This is a genomic window from Aeromicrobium sp. REDSEA-S32_B7 (genome assembly GCF_001626145.1).
In the GTDB taxonomy this organism is placed as follows: domain Bacteria; phylum Actinomycetota; class Actinomycetes; order Propionibacteriales; family Nocardioidaceae; genus Aeromicrobium; species Aeromicrobium erythreum.
In genome coordinates, this window is the sequence record NZ_LUNF01000281.1 from 1 (window position 1) to 18008 (window position 18008).

19 protein-coding genes are annotated in these 18008 nt (G+C 73.3%); 8 read left to right on the top strand and 11 right to left on the bottom strand.

Features of this window, described 5'->3' with window-relative positions:
* Positions 1-246: hypothetical protein (locus tag A6Q79_RS16620; protein ID WP_317698811.1), on the bottom strand; the 246-nt coding region annotated here is incomplete at its 3' end.
* 96 nt (positions 247-342) lie between these two features.
* Between A6Q79_RS16620 and A6Q79_RS16625 the strand changes: the two genes are divergently transcribed.
* Together A6Q79_RS16625 and A6Q79_RS16630 are read left to right on the top strand one after the other, a co-directional pair.
* Complete coding sequence (locus A6Q79_RS16625; RefSeq protein WP_019145023.1) at positions 343-504, top strand: DUF3117 domain-containing protein; 162 nt, start codon at positions 343-345, stop codon at positions 502-504.
* A gap of 17 nt (positions 505-521) precedes the next feature.
* A complete protein-coding gene (locus tag A6Q79_RS16630) occupies positions 522-851 on the top strand; it encodes a hypothetical protein (RefSeq protein WP_236749831.1) in 330 nt (109 codons plus the stop codon).
* Positions 852-906: 55 nt separating this feature from the next.
* On the opposite strand, the gene A6Q79_RS16635 is transcribed toward A6Q79_RS16630, so the two are convergent.
* Positions 907-1443, bottom strand: coding sequence for an O-methyltransferase (locus A6Q79_RS16635; RefSeq protein ID WP_317698812.1), 537 nt, complete (start codon positions 1441-1443; stop codon positions 907-909).
* Positions 1444-1727: 284 nt separating this feature from the next.
* Between A6Q79_RS16635 and sigE the strand changes: the two genes are divergently transcribed.
* Together sigE and A6Q79_RS16645 are read left to right on the top strand one after the other, a co-directional pair.
* Positions 1728-2318 carry an RNA polymerase sigma factor SigE gene (sigE, locus tag A6Q79_RS16640; RefSeq protein WP_067855790.1) on the top strand — a complete coding sequence of 197 codons (591 nt, stop codon included), beginning with the start codon at positions 1728-1730 and terminating at the stop codon, positions 2316-2318.
* Positions 2318-3184 (top strand): hypothetical protein, encoded by an 867-nt coding sequence (locus A6Q79_RS16645; protein ID WP_317698813.1) that lies wholly within the window; start codon positions 2318-2320, stop codon positions 3182-3184. The genes sigE and A6Q79_RS16645 overlap by 1 nt, the downstream gene beginning before the upstream one ends.
* Positions 3185-3238: 54 nt before the next feature.
* On the opposite strand, the gene A6Q79_RS16650 is transcribed toward A6Q79_RS16645, so the two are convergent.
* From A6Q79_RS16650 to A6Q79_RS16665, 4 genes are all read right to left on the bottom strand, one after another.
* Positions 3239-3547: a sec-independent translocase gene (locus A6Q79_RS16650; RefSeq protein ID WP_286690152.1), complete on the bottom strand. Its 309-nt coding sequence runs from the start codon at positions 3545-3547 to the stop codon at positions 3239-3241.
* A gap of 19 nt (positions 3548-3566) precedes the next feature.
* The gene (locus A6Q79_RS16655) at positions 3567-4733 is read right to left on the bottom strand and encodes an Mrp/NBP35 family ATP-binding protein (protein WP_067855800.1); all 1167 of its coding nucleotides are present in this window, start codon (positions 4731-4733) and stop codon (positions 3567-3569) included.
* A 49-nt stretch (positions 4734-4782) separates the two neighbouring features.
* Entirely contained in the window at positions 4783-5286 is a 504-nt protein-coding gene (locus A6Q79_RS16660) for a DUF1003 domain-containing protein (RefSeq protein WP_067861400.1), read from the bottom strand.
* 115 nt (positions 5287-5401) lie between these two features.
* Complete coding sequence (locus A6Q79_RS16665; protein WP_067855802.1) at positions 5402-6679, bottom strand: CBS domain-containing protein; 1278 nt, start codon at positions 6677-6679, stop codon at positions 5402-5404.
* A 159-nt stretch (positions 6680-6838) separates the two neighbouring features.
* Here A6Q79_RS16665 and A6Q79_RS16670 point away from each other — a divergent pair, with 159 nt between their 5' ends.
* On the top strand, positions 6839-8356 hold the full coding sequence (locus A6Q79_RS16670; RefSeq protein WP_286690139.1) for an OFA family MFS transporter: 1518 nt from the start codon (positions 6839-6841) through the stop codon (positions 8354-8356).
* A 30-nt stretch (positions 8357-8386) separates the two neighbouring features.
* On the opposite strand, the gene fdhD is transcribed toward A6Q79_RS16670, so the two are convergent.
* The 5 genes from fdhD to A6Q79_RS16695 all read right to left on the bottom strand — a co-directional run bounded on the left by fdhD (position 8387) and on the right by A6Q79_RS16695 (position 13726).
* On the bottom strand, positions 8387-9208 hold the full coding sequence (gene fdhD, locus A6Q79_RS16675; protein ID WP_286690140.1) for a formate dehydrogenase accessory sulfurtransferase FdhD: 822 nt from the start codon (positions 9206-9208) through the stop codon (positions 8387-8389).
* A complete protein-coding gene (locus tag A6Q79_RS16680; RefSeq protein ID WP_286690141.1) occupies positions 9205-9489 on the bottom strand; it encodes a DUF6457 domain-containing protein in 285 nt (94 codons plus the stop codon). Before A6Q79_RS16680 ends, fdhD begins: the two co-directional genes overlap by 4 nt.
* Entirely contained in the window at positions 9489-10064 is a 576-nt protein-coding gene (locus A6Q79_RS16685) for a molybdenum cofactor guanylyltransferase (protein ID WP_286690142.1), read from the bottom strand. The genes A6Q79_RS16680 and A6Q79_RS16685 overlap by 1 nt, the downstream gene beginning before the upstream one ends.
* Complete coding sequence (locus tag A6Q79_RS16690) at positions 10061-12487, bottom strand: FdhF/YdeP family oxidoreductase (protein ID WP_286690143.1); 2427 nt, start codon at positions 12485-12487, stop codon at positions 10061-10063. The genes A6Q79_RS16685 and A6Q79_RS16690 overlap by 4 nt, the downstream gene beginning before the upstream one ends.
* Before the next feature lie 114 nt (positions 12488-12601).
* Positions 12602-13726 carry an alpha/beta hydrolase gene (locus A6Q79_RS16695; protein WP_067855816.1) on the bottom strand — a complete coding sequence of 375 codons (1125 nt, stop codon included), beginning with the start codon at positions 13724-13726 and terminating at the stop codon, positions 12602-12604.
* Positions 13727-13839: 113 nt separating this feature from the next.
* Here A6Q79_RS16695 and A6Q79_RS16700 point away from each other — a divergent pair, with 113 nt between their 5' ends.
* The 3 genes from A6Q79_RS16700 to A6Q79_RS16710 are packed head-to-tail and all read left to right on the top strand — an operon-like array spanning position 13840 to position 17975.
* Positions 13840-15225 carry a wax ester/triacylglycerol synthase family O-acyltransferase gene (locus A6Q79_RS16700; RefSeq protein WP_083516286.1) on the top strand — a complete coding sequence of 462 codons (1386 nt, stop codon included), beginning with the start codon at positions 13840-13842 and terminating at the stop codon, positions 15223-15225.
* A gap of 57 nt (positions 15226-15282) precedes the next feature.
* Positions 15283-17103, top strand: a complete 1821-nt coding sequence (locus A6Q79_RS16705) for a VWA domain-containing protein (RefSeq protein WP_286690144.1) — start codon at positions 15283-15285, stop codon at positions 17101-17103.
* A complete protein-coding gene (locus tag A6Q79_RS16710; protein ID WP_286690145.1) occupies positions 17100-17975 on the top strand; it encodes a DMT family transporter in 876 nt (291 codons plus the stop codon). Before A6Q79_RS16705 ends, A6Q79_RS16710 begins: the two co-directional genes overlap by 4 nt.
* The last annotated feature ends 33 nt before the right edge of the window (positions 17976-18008 follow it).

Consider the following 18008-nt stretch of genomic DNA (forward strand, 5'->3'; position numbering starts at 1 on the left):
GCCCTCGACCCTGCCGAGCAGCACCGCGACCACCGGGACGGACGCATCGGCCACCGCGACCACCGACGCGTCGGACCAGACGGTCGAGCCGTCGACCACGAGCAGGAGCGCCCGCAGGCCCGGCGTGGTCAGCGCGGCGCGGACCTGCTCGTGCGGGGGCACGGAGCCGAGCGCCCCCGAGCTCGGGTCGAGCGCGACGACGCCGTCGGTGGCCGGGGGAGCGCCGTCGGGAGCGGGAGGGGTCACGAGGTCCTTCGTGCCGGTTGGAACTGAGAAGGGGGCATGAGAGATACTAGGCGTCTGAGGAGACCGGACGGCGGTCACCGAATGGAAGGGGAACCCATGGCGGCCATGAAGCCTCGCACCGGTGACGGACCGATGGAGGTCACCAAGGAGGGGCGCTGCATCGTCATGCGCGTCCCGCTCGAGGGCGGAGGACGTCTGGTGGTCGAGCTCAACAACGAGGAGGCGGCCACCCTCGGCGACGCCCTCAAGGCTGTCTGAGCTTGTACGGTCTCACGATGCGCTGGTCCCTGGCCGGCGCCCCGTCAGGGACCCTCGAGCGTCTGCGCGAGTACGTCGAGGACGTCAGCTTCGCGAAGTTCGCGGGTCTGGAAGGGCTGCGCTTCAAGTCGTGGCGCGCCCGTGAGGACGAGTGGTTCGAGGGGACCTACGTGTTCGTCGACGCGCGGTCGCGCGAGGCGTTCCAGCAGGCCATGGAGGACGGCCGCGCCGACCTCCCCGGCACCACCATCATCGGGCGCGAGCCCGAGCTGATCGAGGCGTGCGAGATCGTCGCGGTCGTGCGGGGACCGGCGGGCTTCCGGTCCTCGGCCTCGTTCGAGCGCTGATCCCAGCTGTCCTGCAGGCACTGGACCCGCGCCCGGCCCGACGGCCGGGGGCGGGTCAGCCCACGCGGCGCGCGGCCAGCAGGCCGTCGCCGACGGGCAGCAGCGTGGGCACCAGGCGCTCGTCGGTCGCCGCCTGCGTGAGCAGATCGCGGATCGCGACCGTCTCGGCGTCACGACGCTCCGGGTCGGCCACGCGGTCGTGCCAGAGCGCGTTGTCGAACACGACGACGCCACCGGGGCGCACGAGGCGCAGGGCCTGCTCCAGGTACTCGCCGTACTCGACCTTGTCGCCGTCGACGAACACGAGGTCGTAGCCGTCGTCGGTGAGCCGGGGCATGACGTCGAGCGCCGAACCCGCGATGAGGCGGAAGCGCTGCGGTGCGAAGCCGGCTGCGGAGAACACCTGACGGGCGTGCCGCTGGTGCTCGGCCTCGAGGTCGACCGACGTGAGGACGCCGTCGGGCGCCATGCCGCGCAGCAGCCACAGGCCCGAGACACCGGTGCCGGTGCCGACCTCGGCGACCGCGCGGGCGTCGAGCACGGAGGCCAGGAAGCGCAGGGTGGCGCCGCCGGCCGGACCGATCGGGGTCACGCCGACCTCGTCCGCGCGTCGACGCGCCTCGGCGAGGTGGTCGTCCTCGTCCTGGTAGCCCTCGACGTACTGCAGGCTCGCTTCGCTGGTGATGATGGCTCCTCGGCTGACCGGGCCGGACGGGTACCGGCTCGGTCAGAAGCATAGTGAGCGCAGGCCCTCCCGTGCCGCTGCACCGCCGGGCGGCATCCGTGTCGCGCCCCCTGGGGGACCGGGGATGATCGAGAGGGAACCGTCAGCGTCCTCTGGGCGTTCTCTCAGGAGACGACGCGACGATCGACGACATGAAGGACGACGACGTGAGCATGCAGGCCGCGACCCTGGAGACGGGTGCCGACCTGTCCTGGGACCGCATCGTGGAGGAGCACTCCCCGCGGGTGTACCGCCTCGCCTACCGGCTCACCGGCAACCGTCAGGACGCCGAGGACCTCACGCAGGACGTCTTCGTGCGTGTGTTCCGCTCGCTCGACCGCTACGAGCCGGGCAACTTCAACGGCTGGATCCACCGGATCACGACCAACCTGTTCCTCGACCGCGTGCGCCGCTCGAGCAAGCTGCGCATGGACGGCTTCACCGACGGCGCCGAGGACCGCCTCGAGGGCCGCGAGCAGCTGCCCGAGGCGTTCGTGCACGACGCCGGCTTCGACCCCGACATCGAGGCCGCCCTGTCCTCGCTCACCGAGGAGTTCCGCGTCGCGGTCGTGCTGTGCGACGTCGAGGGCCTGTCGTACGAGGAGATCGCCGACGTCCTCGGCGTCAAGATCGGCACCGTCCGGTCCCGGATCCACCGTGGGCGTACCCAGCTGCGCCAGGCGCTGGCTCACCGCGCGCCGACCGCCGGCCGTACCCGTGTCTTCGGAGCCCTGGGAGCCTGATGGCCCACCTGGACGCCGACGTCGCCGCCTTCGTGGACGGGCAGCTCTCGCCCGACGCCACGGAGGCGGCCTCGCGTCACGTCCAGGACTGCGCGCGCTGCCGCGAGGCCGTCGCGCAGCAGCGGCACCTGAAGATGCGCATGCAGGCGACGTCCGACGTCCGGCCGCCGGCGTCGCTGCTGGCCTCGCTCTCGGAGCTGCCCCGCACCCCGGCGCCCCAGCCCCCGCCGCTCTGGACGCGGGTGCTCCACTCGGCCGTCTGGGGCGCGAGCGGCGTCGCGGTCGGCGCCTCGCTCGCCGTCATGCTGATGGCCTACGTGGCCGGCGCGCCCGGCCGTGGTCTCGGCGACGCGGTGGTGCCGCCGGTCGATGCGTACGCCGCCGACTTCCGGACGGCCGTGGGCGGCGGTGACGTCGTCCGCCCCGCGAGCAGCGGGCAGGACGTCATGACCACCGCCCGCATGGCCGACCTGACGGCCAACGGGTGGCCCTGCCACGGCACGCTCGGCCACGACCTCGAACGGGTCGAGGGGCGCCTGCAGGCCGAGGGCGCCGTCAGCCTCACCTACACCGACGGCACAGGACGCCTGGAGCTGCACGAGCAGACCGGCGCGCTCGACACCGACCGGCTGCACGGCTTCGCGCAGCAGCAGCTCGGCGACCACGAGGTGTGGGTGCGGGACCAGCCAGGGATGCGGACCGTCGTGTGGGACGCCGAGGGCGTCGTCTACACGGTCGTGACCGACGTGGACGATGCCCGGCTCGTGCCCGCCCTCGGCGACCTCCCGGCCGCCGCGCCGCGGCCCGGTCTGCGCGAGCGCGTCGGACACGGGCTCGATCGGCTCACCGGCTGGCTGACCGTCTGAGCCCGGCCGGGACCACCAGGTCCCGCGCCGTCCCCGCAGGGAGCGGGCGCCGGCTCAGGTGGCCTCGTCGTCGTGGGGCGGGACCTCGCCGGGACGCAGGATGCGGTCCTGACGCACGGGCGCGGGCTCGTCGGGCTGGTCGAGGACGTGCCGGCGGACGACCTCGCGCGGGTCGAGGTCGCGCAGGTTCAGATCGGAGAAGTCCTGACCCATCTCGCGCCCGAGGTCGTTCTTGGCGTTGTCGGCCATCTGGCGGACGGTGCGGACGAACTGCCCGGCCTGCTTGGCCATGCCGGGCAGCTTGTCGGGCCCGAACAGCAGCAGACCGACCACGAGGATCAGACCGATCTCCGGCCAGCCCATCCCGAGCACGTCGGGTGCCTCAGAGTCGACCGACGGGGGCGAGACCCAGCTGCATGCCGGCCAGGCCTCGGGAGCGTCCGGTGAGCGTGTCCGCCACCTGCTGCAGGACCTTCGCCGACTCGCTGCCCGGGTGGGTGGCCACGATCGGACGGCCGTCGTCGCCGCCGACCCGCAGCTGCTCCTCCAGGGGCACCTTGCCGAGCACCGGCACGTCGTGCCCGAGCCGCTCGCCCAGCGTCTTCGCGACCGCGTCGGCGCCGCCGCTGCCGAACACCTCGAGGCGCTCGCCGCCGGGGGTGATGAGGTAGGACATGTTCTCGACGATGCCCACGACGCGCTGGTGCATCATCGAGGCCATCGTGCCGGCACGCTCGGCCACCTGCGCGGCGGCCTGCTGCGGCGTGGTGACGACGACGACCTCGGCGTTGGCGAGGTGCTGGCCCAGGCTGATGGCCATGTCGCCCGTGCCGGGCGGCAGGTCGAGCAGCAGCGCGTCGAGGTCGCCCCAGAACACGTCGCTGAGCATCTGCACGAGCGCACGGTCGAGCATCGGGCCGCGCCAGGCGACGACCTGGTCGCGCTTGGGCTTCAGCATGCCGATGCTCATGACCTTGACGTCCGGCGCCGCGGGGGAGTCGGGGACCTCGACCGGCACCGGCAGGATCATGTCGTCGACCTGGGTGGGCCGACGGTCGCCGACGCCCATCATGTCGGGGATCGAATGGCCGTAGATGTCGGCGTCGACGATGCCGACCTTCAGGCCGCTGCGGGCCATGGCGACGGCCAGGTTGACTGTGACCGACGACTTGCCGACACCGCCCTTGCCGGACGCGATGGCGTACACCTTGGTCAGCGAGCCGGGCTGGGCGAAGGGGATCTCGCGCTCGGTCTGGCCTCCCCGGAGCATCTCGCGCATGCTCTTGCGCTGCTCGTCGGTCATGACGCCGAGGTCGACGTGGACCGTGTGCGTGGGGGCGATCTTCTCGACGGCGGCCGTGGTGTCACGCGTCAGCGTGTCCTTCAGCGGGCAGCCGGAGACGGTGAGCAGGAGCCGGACCGTGATCGACGTGTCGTCGATCGTGACGGTGTCGACCATGCCGAGCTCAGTGACGGGACGCTTGATCTCGGGGTCGACCACGCTGGCGAGAGCCTCGCGGACCTGCTCCTCGGTGGGGACGGAAGCCATGACTCCCATCGTACGGGCGACCCCCGCGGCGGTGTGCCGCAGGCGAGCCTCAGTGACCGCGCGGGCCGGAGCGGCCCCGCCCGCGACCGTCCGGGCCGGCCTCGGAGCCGGTGTCGTCGCCGTCGTCGGGCTGCTCCTGCAGCGACTCGAGCAGGTCGCGCAGCTCCGAGCGCAGGAAGTCGCGTGTGGCGACCTCGCCGAGGCCGAGCCGCAGGCTCGCGACCTCGCGGGCGAGGAACTCCATGTCGGCGTGCGACTGGGCGTCGGCACGACGGTCCTGCTCCTGCTGCACGCGGTCGCGCGCCTCCTGGCGGTTCTGCGCGAGCAGGATCAGGGGCGCCGCGTAGGAGGCCTGCAGCGACAGCATGAGCGTGAGGAAGATGAACGGGTACTCGTCCCAGCGCGGCCGCTCGGGGCCGTAGGGCACGTTCCACACGACCCAGACGAGGATGAGCATCGTCATCCAGATGAGGAAGCGTGCCGTGCCCATGTAGCGGGCGAACGACTCGGCGAAGCGGCCGAAGCGGTCGGTGTCGCCCGAGCGCGGCCGCAGCGAGCGTCGCCGTCCGCGCTCGCGGGGCTGGTCGAGGCGGTCGCGGTCGCGGCGGGCCTGCTCGCGGTCGCGACGCGCCTGCTCGCGGTCGTGCCGCCCGCCGTCGCGGGAGCGCTCAGCCACGCAGACCCACCCCCTGCGCCGCGTCGCTCGCGGCGCGGTCGCTGTCGCGCTCGCGCCAGCCCTCGGGCAGCAGGTGGTCGAGGACGTCGTCGATGGTGACGACGCCGAGCAGGTGGCTCGTCTCGTCGACCACAGGGAGCGCGAGCATGTCGTAGGACGCGAGCAGGTTCGCGACGTGCTCGAGGCTGGCGTCGGGCCGGGGCCAGTCGATGTCGTTGTCGGCGAGCCCCCCGACGAGGGTCGACGGCGGCTCGCGGAGCAGGGCCTGGAAGTGCACGATGCCGAGGAAGCGGCCGGTCGGCGTCTCCAGCGGCGGCCGGCACACGTAGACCATCGACGCGAGCGCCGGTCCCAGCTCGGGCTCGCGCAGCCGGGCCAGCGCCTCGGCGATCGTCGCGTCCGGCGGGAGGATGACCGGCTCGGTCGTCATCATGCCGCCGGCCGTGCGGTCCTCGTAGGTCAGCAGGCGCCGCACGTCCTCGGCGTCCTCGGGCTTCATGAGCGCGAGCAGCTGCTCCGACGTGGCAGGGGGCAGCTCGCCGAGCAGGTCGGCGGCGTCGTCGGGGTCCATCTCCTCGAGGACGTCGGCCGCCCGTTCGGGGTCGAGGACGCCGAGCACCTCCACCTGGACGCTGTCGGGCAGCTCCTCCAGGACGTCGGCGAGCCGCTCGTCGACGAGCTCGCCGACGATCTCGGCGCGTCGCTTCGTCGGCAGGTCGAGCAGCGCGTTCGCGAGGTCGGCCGGGCGCATCTCGTCCATCGTGGCGAGCAGGTGGGTGGCGCCCTGGCCGGGCTCCTGGCCGACGAGACCGGTGACCTCGTCCCACTGGACCACGTGGGTCGCGCCGCGACGTCCGAACCGCTTGCCCGACTCCTGGACGGCCACCGAGCCGAGGTACCAGTCGCGGCGGGTGTCCTGCTCCATCGCCAGGTCGTAGACGGTGCCGGTGCGGGCGTCGGGCAGGGTGACGGTGCGGTCGAGCAGCTCGTGGATCGCCAGCGTCTCGGTGCTCCGCTTCTCGAAGCGGCGCATGTTGAGCACGCCGGTCGTGATGACCTGGCCGGAGTCGAGCGACGTCACGCGGCCGATCGGCAGGAACACCCGGCGCCGCCCGAGCACCTCGACGACGAGGCCCACGACGCGCGGTCGGCGCGGGCCGCGCAGCGCCACCACGACGTCGCGCAGCTTGCCGACCTGGTCGCCCGCGGGGTCGAAGACGTCCTGCCCGACGATGCGCGACAGGAAGATGCGTCCGGGGCTCGAGGTCACGTGCCCAGGGTAGAGGCTCGACGTCGCCCGGCACGTCGCCGACCTGTCGCCGGCGGGACGTCGCGACCGGCGCCCGACGCGCGGACCGGCGCGTCCTCTCGTACGCTTCGAGACGCACGTCACAGGCGGTCCGGCCGTCCGATCCGACGAGGGGGAACCATGTCCACGAGCGTCCTGGCCCGGGAGCGCACCGTCGCCGGCCCCGGCTTCAACCGCTGGCTCATCCCGCCGGCCGCGCTGGCGGTGCACCTGTGCATCGGGCAGGTCTACGCGACCAGCGTCTACAAGGCCTCGCTGGTCGAGCACTTCGACACCAGCCTGACCGCCGTCGGCGTCGTGTTCTCGATCGCCATCGTCATGCTGGGCGTCTCGGCCGCCGTGTTCGGCACCTGGGTCGACACCGGCGGGCCGCGCCGCGCCATGGTCGCGGCCGCCACCTGCTGGGCGACCGGCTTCCTCGTGGGAGCGCTCGGCATCGCGACGAGCCAGCTGTGGCTGCTGTACCTCGGCTACGGCGTGATCGGCGGCATCGGCCTGGGCATCGGCTACATCTCGCCGGTCTCGACCCTCATCAAGTGGTTCCCGGACCGCCCCGGCCTCGCGACCGGCATGGCCATCATGGGCTTCGGTGGTGGCGCGATGATCGCGAGCCCGCTCTCGAGCACGCTGCTCGGCTGGTACGACTCGTCCTACGACACCGCCACCGGCCTGGCCTCCGGCTCGGCGGTGGCGAAGCTGTTCGTGACGCTCGGACTCGTGTACCTGGTCGTCATGCTGTTCGGTGCATGGCTCGTGCGGGTGCCGGCGGACGGGTGGGCGCCGCGTGGGTTCGACCCGTCGACCGCGAAGAAGAAGGCGCTCGTCACGACGGAGAGCGTCTCGGCCAACAACGCCGTCCGCACGCCGCAGTTCTGGCTGCTCTGGGTGGTGCTGTTCTGCAACGTGACCGCCGGCATCGGCATCCTGGAGCAGGCCGCGCCGATGATCCAGGACTTCTTCCGCGACGGCCAGGACTCGACGGTGGCCGCAGCCGCCGCGGCCGGCTTCGTGGGCTTCCTGTCGCTGTGCAACATGGCGGGCCGGTTCGTGTGGTCGTCGACGTCCGACGTCGTGGGCCGCAAGAACATCTACGTCCTCTACCTCGGCGTGGGCATCGTGCTCTACGCGACGCTCGCGCTCGGCGGCTCGGGCTCGACCGTGCTGTTCGTCGTCCTCGCCGGGTTCATCCTCAGCTTCTACGGCGGCGGCTTCGCGACCATCCCGGCGTACCTGCGCGACCTGTTCGGCACCTTCCAGGTCGGCGCGATCCACGGCCGGCTGCTGACCGCCTGGTCCGCGGCGGGCGTGGCGGGACCGCTGATCGTCAACGGCTTCCTCGACGCCAGGGGCGAGCCCGGCGCCCTGACGGCGGCCGACTACCGTCCGGCGCTGCTCACGATGGTCGGCGTGCTGGCCGTCGGCTTCGTCGCCAACCTGCTGGTGCGGCCGGTGGCGTCGCGCTTCCACGAGCCCCACAGCACGGAGCCGACGGCCGAGCACCCGCCGGCCTCCGTGCAGGGCGAGGACACGACGGCCGAGGGCGTCACGCCGCTCGCGGTGGTGGCGTGGCTCGTCGTCGGCATCCCGCTCGTCTACGGCGTCTACGAGACCGTCGTGAAGGCCTCGGCCCTGTTCTGAGCGCCGCAGCGCCCGACCCGGGCGCGTCGGTCAGGCGACGACGCGCTCGGGACGGGTGTAGACGTTGAAGCTGCTGCCGCGCGAGAAGCCGACCACGGTCACACCGAGCCGGTCGGCCAGGTCGACCGCGAGCGACGACGGCGCGCTCACCGCGGCGAGCACCGGGATGCCGGCCATGGCCGCCTTCTGGACCAGCTCGAACGACGCCCGTCCCGACACCTGCAGCACCGTGCCGGTGAGCGGGAGGCGGTCCTCGCGCAGCGCCTGGCCGACGACCTTGTCGACGGCGTTGTGCCGGCCCACGTCCTCGCGGACCACCAGCGGCGTGCCGTCGGTGCCGAACAGTCCCGCCGCGTGCAGCCCGCCCGTGCGCTCGAAGACCGCCTGCTGCTCGCGCAGCCGGTCGGGCAGCGCGGCCAGGACGGCGGCGTCGACCCGCACGTCGTCTGCGGACACGTCGAACGCCGACGTCGTCGCCACGGCGTCGATCGACGCGAGGCCGCACACGCCGCACGAGCTCGACGTGTAGACGTGCCGCTCGCGGCTGGCCGCGACGTGCGCTCCGGGACCGCTGACGCCGACGTCGATGACGTTGTAGGTGTTCTCGTCCTGCTCCGGTGCGCAGTACCGCATGGCGTGCAGCTGGTCGGTGCGCGCCACGACGCCCTCGGAGACGAGGAAGCCGGCCACCAGGTCGAAGTCGTGGCCGGGGGTGCGCATGGTCACCGCGAACGACGCGCCGGCCACGCGGATCTCGAGCGGCTCCTCGGCGGCGAGCGAGTCGTGCCGCGGCGTCACGCCCACGCCGACCTCGACGTGCTGGATCCGGCGTCGCTGGACGGGCTTGGTCATGAGGGCGACCCGCTGCTGTCGTCCTGGTCGCCGCCGCGGACCTCGGCGAGGAGCTGGGCCTGCGCGACGGCGCGACGGACGGCGTCGTCCCCACCGCCCGCCAGCCCCGCCGCGTAGCCGGCCAGGAACGTGGTGAGCGGGGCCGCGGGGCGCACGACCGCGTGCGCGGCGACGGCGGCCAGGTCGAGGACCCGCTCCACGTCGGTGCCCGGGTCGTCGACGCCCAGCTCGGCGCACAGCTCGCGCCACCAGGCCAGCATCGTCTCGTCGCGGTCGCTCATCAATGGTCCTCCTGCAGGGCGTCGAGGTCGGCGGGGGAGTCGAGGTCGTGCGTGGCGCCGTCGGGGGAGGGGACCAGCGTGACGTCGAGGTGGTCGAAGAGGCGTCGCAGCGACGCGTCGACGAGGTCGGGCAGCCCGCGCACCACGTCGGCGGCCTCCGCGGAGAGCAGTGCCGAGGTCCAGTGGGCCCGGCCCGTGCCGTCGGCCACGACGAGCGCCCCGCCTGGGCGTGGGGCGTCCAGCAGGGCGTCGACGAGCTCGGCCGCCCGGGGCAGGTCGGCGGCGAGCACCACGACGGGCGCGCCCGGCGCGAGTGCCCGCAGACCGGCCTGGACGCCGGCCGCGGGTCCCGAGCCGGCGGGCTCCTCCCGCGTCCACCCGACCGGGCGCGACGTCGGGCGCGGCGGCCCGACGACGACGACCTCGGTGTCGTCGGGCAGCGCCGCGAGCGCGTGGTCGAGCAGGGGCCTGCCGCCGACGACGAGCTGGGTCTTGTCCTGGCCGTCCCAGCGCTGGCTGGTGCCACCGGCCAGGACCACGGCCTGGAGGGAGCGACTCGGGGTGGAGGCGGTCACGACAGGTGCAGGGGCTCCGGCTGCGGGCGCGACCGGTGCTCGCCGTCCGCGCCGACCGGGTGCTGCGACCCGTCCGCGCCCTCGCCCACGCCGCCGACGGCGGTCGGGACGAGCCGGACGACGACCGACTTCGACGTCGGCGTGTTGCTGTGCTCGGCGACGGAGTCCAGCGGCACCAGCGGGTTCGTCTCCGGGTAGTAGGCCGCCGCCGTGCCGCGCGGGGTCTCGTAGGAGACGATCCGGAACCCGGGGGCGACCCGGTCGACGTCGTCGTCCGTCCAGTGGGTGACGAGGTCGACCACGTCACCGTCGCGCCAGCCGAGCGCCTCGATGTCGTCGGGGTGGACGAGGACGACGCGTCGGCCGTTCTCGATGCCGCGGTAGCGGTCGCTCATCCCGTAGATGGTGGTGTTGAACTGGTCGTGGCTGCGCAGCGTCTGCAGGAGCAGGTGCCCCTCCGGCACGTGCAGCACCTCGACCGGCGAGACCGCGATCCGACCCTTGCCCGTGGAGGTGTGGAAGGAGCGGGAGTCGCGCGGTGGGTGCGGGAGCACGAAGCCGCCGGGTCGGTCGACCTTGCGCTCGTAGTCCTCGCAGCCGGGCACGACGCGGGAGATGTGGCCGCGGATGATGCTGTAGTCCTCCGCCATCGCGTCCCAGTCGATGCCGTGGCGGTCGGTGCCGTCGGCCTGGCGCAGCGTCGCCCGGGCGATGCCGCAGACGATGGCCGTCTCCGAGCGCAGGTGCGGGCTGGCCGGCTCGAGCGGTCCGCGCGAGGCGTGCACCGACGACATCGAGTCCTCGACCGAGACGAACTGCGGACCGGTGGCCCGCTCGTCGACCTCGGTGCGTCCCAGGGTCGGCAGGATGAGCGCGGTGTCGCCCGTGACCAGGTGCGAGCGGTTCACCTTGGTCGACACGTGCAGCGTGAGGTCGGCGCTGCGCAGCGCGTCGGCGGCGACGTCGGTGTCGGAGACGGCGTGCACGAAGTTGCCGCCGAGACCCATGAACACCTTGGCCTTCCCGTCGCGCAGGGCGCGGACGGCGTCGACGACGTCGAGCCCGTGCTCGCGCGGCGGGTCGAAGCCGAACTCGGCCTGGAGCGCGTCGAGGAAGGTGTCGGGCGACTTCTCCCAGATGCCCATCGTGCGGTCGCCCTGCACGTTGGAGTGGCCGCGCACCGGGCACAGGCCGGCGCCGCGCTTGCCGATGTCGCCACGCACGAGCGCGAGGTTCGTGACCTCCTTGATGGTGGCCACGGAGTTGCGGTGCTGCGTCAGGCCCATCGCCCAGCAGTAGATGGTCGCGCCGGAGGCCTCGATCATCCGTGCCGCGCGCTCGATCAGCTCGCGGGAGAGGCCGGTGGCGGCCAGCACGACGTCCCAGTCGAGGGCGCGCACGTGCTCGACCCACGCGTCGTAGCCGTCGGTGTACTGCTCGACGAACTCCCGGTCGATCGCGCCCCACTGCTCGAGCAGGTGGCCGAACGCCTGGAACAGGGCGAGGTCGCCGTTGATGCGCACGGGCAGGTGCAGGTCGGCGATGTCGGTGCCGCGACCCACGACGCCCCTCGGCTTCTGCGGGTTGCGGAAGTTGACCAGTCCGGCCTCGCGCAGCGGGTTGATCGCGAGGATCTTGGCGCCGCGACGCTTCGCGATCTCCAGCGCCGAGAGCATGCGCGGGTGGTTCGTGCCGGGGTTCTGCCCGGCGATGACGATCAGCTCGGCGTCGTAGAGGTCGCGCAGGCTCACGCTGCCCTTGCCGATGCCGATCGACTCCGCGAGCGCGACGCTCGTCGACTCGTGGCACATGTTCGAGCAGTCGGGCAGGTTGTTCGTGCCGAACGCGCGGACGAACAGCTGGTAGGTGAACGCCGACTCGTTCGACGCGCGCCCGGACGTGTAGAAGACGGCCTCGTCGGGGGACGCGAGACCGTTGAGGTGCTCGGCGACGAGGGCGAACGCGTCGTCCCACTCGATGGGCTCGTAGTGCGTGCCGCCGGGTCGCTTGACCATCGGGTGCGTGATGCGGCCGAGCTGGCCCAGCCAGTACTCGTCGTGGGAGTCGAGCTCGGCGATCGAGTAGCGGGCGAACACCTCGGGCGTCGCCCGGTCCGTGGTGGCCTCCTCGGCGACGGCCTTCGCGCCGTTCTCGCAGAACTCGGCCGTGTGCCGGGCCTCGGGGTCGGGGTCGGGCCAGGCGCACGACGTGCAGTCGAACCCGTCGGCCTGGTTGAGCTTGAGCAGGGTCTGGGCGGTGCGCTTCGGACCCATGTGGGACAGCGCGCGCTCCATCGACACCTTGACCGCCGTGACGCCCGCCGCCGCGTCCTTGGGGGAGTGGATCTCCAGCTCGCTGTCGTCCTGCGCGCCGAACCCCTCGACGACCGGTGCGGTGCCCGGCCCTGCCGTCCCGTTGCTCACGATGCTGCCTCCCGGTGCGTGCCTGCGGTCACGTTCGACCGTACCCGCTGGACCGCAGGGGCGCCCGTCGCACGAGGGCTCGGACGCGGCGACGTCGGGGCCGTCGCGGTGGGCTCAGACCGCCGCGACGCCCGTGCGTCGACCGCGGCGGGCGGTTGCGCCCGTGGTGGTGGCGGCGGTCGTGCTGGTGGCGGTGCCGCGCGAGCCGTCGGCGGCGGAGTCCTGGTCGGCCAGGCCCGTCACGAAGTCGCCGATCTCCTCGATCGCCGCCCGCGCCTCCGGCACCCACGAGGCCGCGGCCTGGAAGACGTGGACCTGGCGGTCCCACACCTGCAGGTCCACGGGCACCCCGGCCTGGACCAGGCGTGCGGCCATGTGCTCGGCGTCGGCGAGCAGGATCTCGCGGGACCCGATCTGGATCAGCGCCGGCGGCATGTCCTCCAGCGGCATGTCGACGGGGCAGACCCGCTGGCCGTTGATGCCGCGGCGGGTGTCCATGCGCAGCGCGACGTCGGTGAACTTCTCGAGCGCCCGCAGCGGGAAGGTCTGGCAGCGGTCGGCGTTGCGGTGCTGGCGCTTGCGCGCGACGTCGACGTCGAGCAGCGGCGAGATGGCCACGACGCCCGCCGGGCGGCCGAGCCCCTGGTCGAGCACGGCGCGCGCGACGCTGAACGCGAGGTAGCCGCCGGCGGAGTCGCCGGCGATCGTCACGTCCTCGGGCCGGTAGCCCTGCTCGAGCAGCCAGCGGAAGCCGTCGACGCCGTCGGCGACCGACTCGGCGATCGGCTCGTACGGCATCTGCCGGTAGCCGACGTTGAGCACGGGCTGGCCGGAGGCGTGCGAGATGCGCGAGACGAGCCGACGATGGGTGTTCAGCCCGCAGGTCAGGAAGGCCCCGCCGTGGAAGTAGAGGATGACGCGCGGGTTGCCGCCGTGGATGTCGCGCACGTCCTTGGCCGAGAGCAGCTCGCTGCCGCAGCGCGCGAGGTCGACGGTCCGCCAGCTGGTGCCCTCGTGGACGGGCAGCAGCCGGGCGGCGTGCTCCAGCAGGTTCGGCGGGAACAGGTCGAACGGCAGCCGCGTCCAGAGGTCGAGGACGGGACGCACGGTGTGCCGCAGTCCGAGGCCGAGAGCCCGCGACTGCAGGCTGGCGCCCTCGAAGTACCGGGCGTCGGCGGCGACCGCCAGGTGCCCGGCACCGTGCGTACGAGCCGTGCTGCGCTCCCTCGTGCTGACCATCGGACTCTCCCCTCGTCATGCGACGTTCACGAATATGTCACACCCGGTGACCTACGCCACACGAAATCGTTACGTTAGCGCCACCGCCCCGTCTGCCGCAGGAGATTGATCGCATGCCCTTCATGCCCCCCACGGACTCCATGTTCCTGTTGGCGGAGTCCCGAGAGCACCCCATGCACGTGGGTGGGCTGCAGCTGTTCCGGCCGCCGGAGGGCGCCGGGCCGGAGTTCGTGCGCGAGCTCGTGGAGGGGTTCCGATCGGTGCAGGAGGTCTCGCCGACCTTCCGCAAGCGGCCGGCGGAGCCGGTCGGGCTGGCCGGACAGACGTGGTGGGCCCAGGACGGTGCGATCGACCTGGACTACCACGTGCGGCACTCGGCGGTGCCGCCGCCGGGACGCATCCGCGAGCTCCTGCAGCTGACGTCGCGCTGGCACGGGTCGCTGCTGGACCGGCACCGACCGCTCTGGGAGGCGCACGTCGTCGAGGGCCTCCAGGACGGCCGGTTCGCCGTGTACAGCAAGATCCACCACTCGATGGTCGACGGCGTCTCGGCCTTGCGGCTGCTGCAGCGCAGCCTCAGCGACGACCCGGACGCCCGCGACTGCGTGCCCCCGTGGGCGCTGGCCCCGCGCCGGCGTCCGTCGTCGGAGGTCGCCCGGCGCTTCCCGGACCCGCTCGGCCTGCTGCGGGGCGGACTCTCGGTCGCGGAGGACGTCGCCGGTCTCCTGCCCGCGTCGATGAAGATCGTCAACCAGATCGTCCGCGAGGGCGACGTCACCCTTCCGCGGGCGCCGCGCACGATCCTCAACGGACCGGTGGGCGGGGCGCGTCGCTTCGCCGCGCAGTCGTGGGAGATCGAACGGATCCGCCGGGTCGCGAAGTCGTCGGCGACGACCCTCAACGACGTCGTGCTCGCGATGGTCTCCGGTGCGCTGCGCGAGTACCTGCTCGAGCAGAACGCCCTGCCGGACGAGCCGATGACCGCGATGGTCCCGGTCTCCCTCGCGCTGCGCGCCGAGTCGGCGGGCCAGGCGGGCGACGGCGGCAACTCCGTGGGCGTCATCGTGGTCAACCTCGCGACCGACGTCGAGAACGGTGCCACCCGCCTGGAGGAGATCGCCTACTCCTCGCGACGCGCGAAGAAGATCCTCGGCGGGCTGACCCCGATCCAGATCCTCGCCTTCTCGGCGCTGCAGATGGCGCCGCTCGCGCTCACGCCCGTCCCGGGCTTCGTGCGCATGACGCACCCGCCGTTCAACGTGGTCATCTCCAACGTGCCCGGTCCGAAGCAGCCGATGTACTTCAACGGCGCCCAGCTCGACGGGCTCTACCCGGTCTCGATCGTGCTCGACGGACAGGCCGTGAACGTCACGCTCTGCAGCCGCGACAAGTACCTCGACTTCGGCATCATCGGCTGCCGCACGAGCGTGCCGCACCTGCAGCGGCTGCTCACGCACCTGGAGACGTCGCTGGCCGAGCTGGAGACCGCCTGGGGATGAGTCGGCGACGCCGTCGGCCGCGCCGTGGCCGTGCCGCGTGGGCCTAGACTCGCGGCCATGTCCCGCGGGTCCCTCATGCCGCTGTCCGTCGGCGTCACGCTGCTGCTCGCCTGGTCGACGCTGGTCGGCGCCGGAGCGGCCGCGCCGAGCGAGGACCGGCCCGCCCAGGGCGGCGGCGCGGTCGTCCTTGTGCTGGACGGCTCGGGGTCGATGAAGGAGCCCGGCGGGGCCGGGGCGACGCGGATGACGGAGGCCAAGGCCGGGCTCCGCGCCGTGGTCGAGGACCTTCCGGACGACGCGCAGGTCGGTCTGCGCGTCTACGGGTCGACCATCAGCGAAGGCCCCGGCTCGTGCGAGGACACCGAGCTCCTCGCCCCGGTGGCGCGAACCGATCGGGGCGCGCTGCGGGCCGGCGTCGACCGGCTGCGTCCGCTCGGCAACACCCCCATCGCCTACTCGCTGCGCCAGGCGTACGGCGACCTGCCCACCGAGGGACCCCGCAGCATCGTGCTCGTGTCCGACGGGGAGGAGAACTGCGGTGGCGACCCGTGCGAGGTGGCCGCCGACCTGCGCAAGAAGGGCGCCGACTTCTACGTCGACGTCGTCGGGCTGCAGGTCGACCCGGCCTCGCGCGCCCAGCTCACCTGCATCGCTTCGGCGGGCGGTGGCACCTACTACGACGTGCAGGACGTGAGCCGGTTGCAGGACACCCTGACCCGGACGTCGGTGCGCGCCGCCCGCGGCTACGCACCCGCCGGTCGCCCGGTGGAGGGCGGCACGACGCGAAAGGACGCCCCCGCGGTGACCGACGGCCAGTGGCTCGACACGGTGGGCGACTCCGGCCCCGAGCACTACCGCCTGCCCGACCCGGGCCGCGGGACGTTCCACGTCGCGGCCGCGACCCTGCCAACGCGGGGGTTCACCGGGGTCTCCTCGGTCGAGGTCGGGGTCGTGTCCGCGGACGGCACGCCGTGCGGGTCGCCGGCGCGGGAGACCGCCCAGGGTGCGAGCAACGGGGGCGCGCCGATCGCCGCGGCCCTCACGCTGTCCGCCACCGACCGGGAGGACTGCGGCGGAGGTCCGTACGTCGCCACGGTGACCTCGAACAACGAGGAGGTCCAGGGCCTGGAGCTGCTCGTGCGGACCGAGCCCGAGGTCGAGGACGCCTCCGCCCTGCCTGCGGCCTTCGGACGGGCGAGCGGCTTCTCCGACGAGGTCCAGGCCGGACGTGCCGCCGCGGACGCCGTGCCCGTGGTGGGCGGCCCGAACTTCTCGTCGGCACCCCCGACGCCGCCCGGCACCTACGAGGACACCGTGCTGCCCGGCGAGACCCTGTTCTACCGCCTGCCCGACGTGGGCTGGGGCCGTTCCGCCGTCTGCGACGCGACCCTCGGCACCTCTGACCGCGCGGCCCGCGCCTTCGGGCGCGCGGTCGGCGTGACCGCCCAGGTGCGCGTGTACGGGGCGATGAAGACCCTGGCCGACGACTCCTCCGCGCGCACGGCCCGCGCCCAGTGGCGGGGCGACCGGGCCCTCGACCTGCACGCGGCGTCGCCGCCCGTGGTGCTGCGCAACCGTGAGTCGAGCTCGGACACGGTGCGCGCGTTCCAGCTCGCCGGCGACGCCTGGTGCTCGGTGACGGTGCTGCCCACCTCCGCCGCGACCGCGGAGGAGGTCGGGGAGGTGCCGCTGACCCTGACCACGTCGGTCGCGGGGGAGGAGGCGGGGGTGCCGGCCTACGTGGAGCCCGAGCCGCGGGCGGAGGCCGCCACCGACGACGCCGGGCCCGCGTCGTGGCTCCTCGCCGTCGCGGGACTCGTCGTGGTCGCCCTCGTCGGCGGATCAGTCGTGATGCTGCGTCGGCGGCGGGCCCCGTGACCTGGCTGCTCGTCGTCGTCGGGCTGCTGGGGGTCAGCGCGTCGGGGCCGCTCATGGCGGCCACCGCGGCGCCGGCCCTCGTCATCGCCCTCTGGCGCAACGCCGCCGCGACCGCGGTGCTCACGCCGTTCGCGGTGCGGAGCCGTACCGCGCTCACGGGCCTGCGCTGGGCCGACCTGCGGGGCACCGTGTTCGCGGGGGTCATGCTGGCGGTGCACTTCGCCGCCTGGGTCGGGGCGCTGAAGCTCACGACCGTGGCCGCGGCGACCGCGCTCACCTGCACCCAGCTGGTCTGGGTGGTGCTCGTCGACCGACTGCGCGGCGTGCGTCCCGGACGTGCGGTGCTGATCGGCTGCGTCGTCGCGTCGGTCGGCGTCCTGGTCGTGTCCGGTGTCGACCTGACGGTCTCGCGCCGGGCGCTGCTCGGCGACCTGCTCGCGGTGGTCGGCGGGCTCGGCGCCGCGCTGTACCTGGTGGCGGGGGAGTCGGCGCGACGTCGGCTCAGCACGACCCACTACACGACGTTCTGCTACGGCACGTGCGCCGCGGTGCTCGCGGTCGGCTGCCTCGCGACCGGTGCCTCCTTCGTCGGCTACGACGCGCACGTGTGGCTGCTGCTGGCCGCGGTGACGGTGTGCGCGCAGCTGCTCGGCCACTCGCTGTTCAACCACCTGCTGGCCGTCATGAGCCCGACCGTCATCTCGCTCGTCCTGCTGCTCGAGGTGCCCGGCGCGGCCCTGCTGGCCGCGGTCTTCCTCGGCCAGGCGCCGCCCGCCGGCGTGTACGTCGGGCTGCTGCTGGTGCTGGTGGGCCTCGCCGTGGTCGTCCGGGCCCGACGGGCGCCGACCGAGCCGGTCGAGCCCGTGGCCTGACGGCGCGACACCCGTCGGGTGGACGGGCCCGTC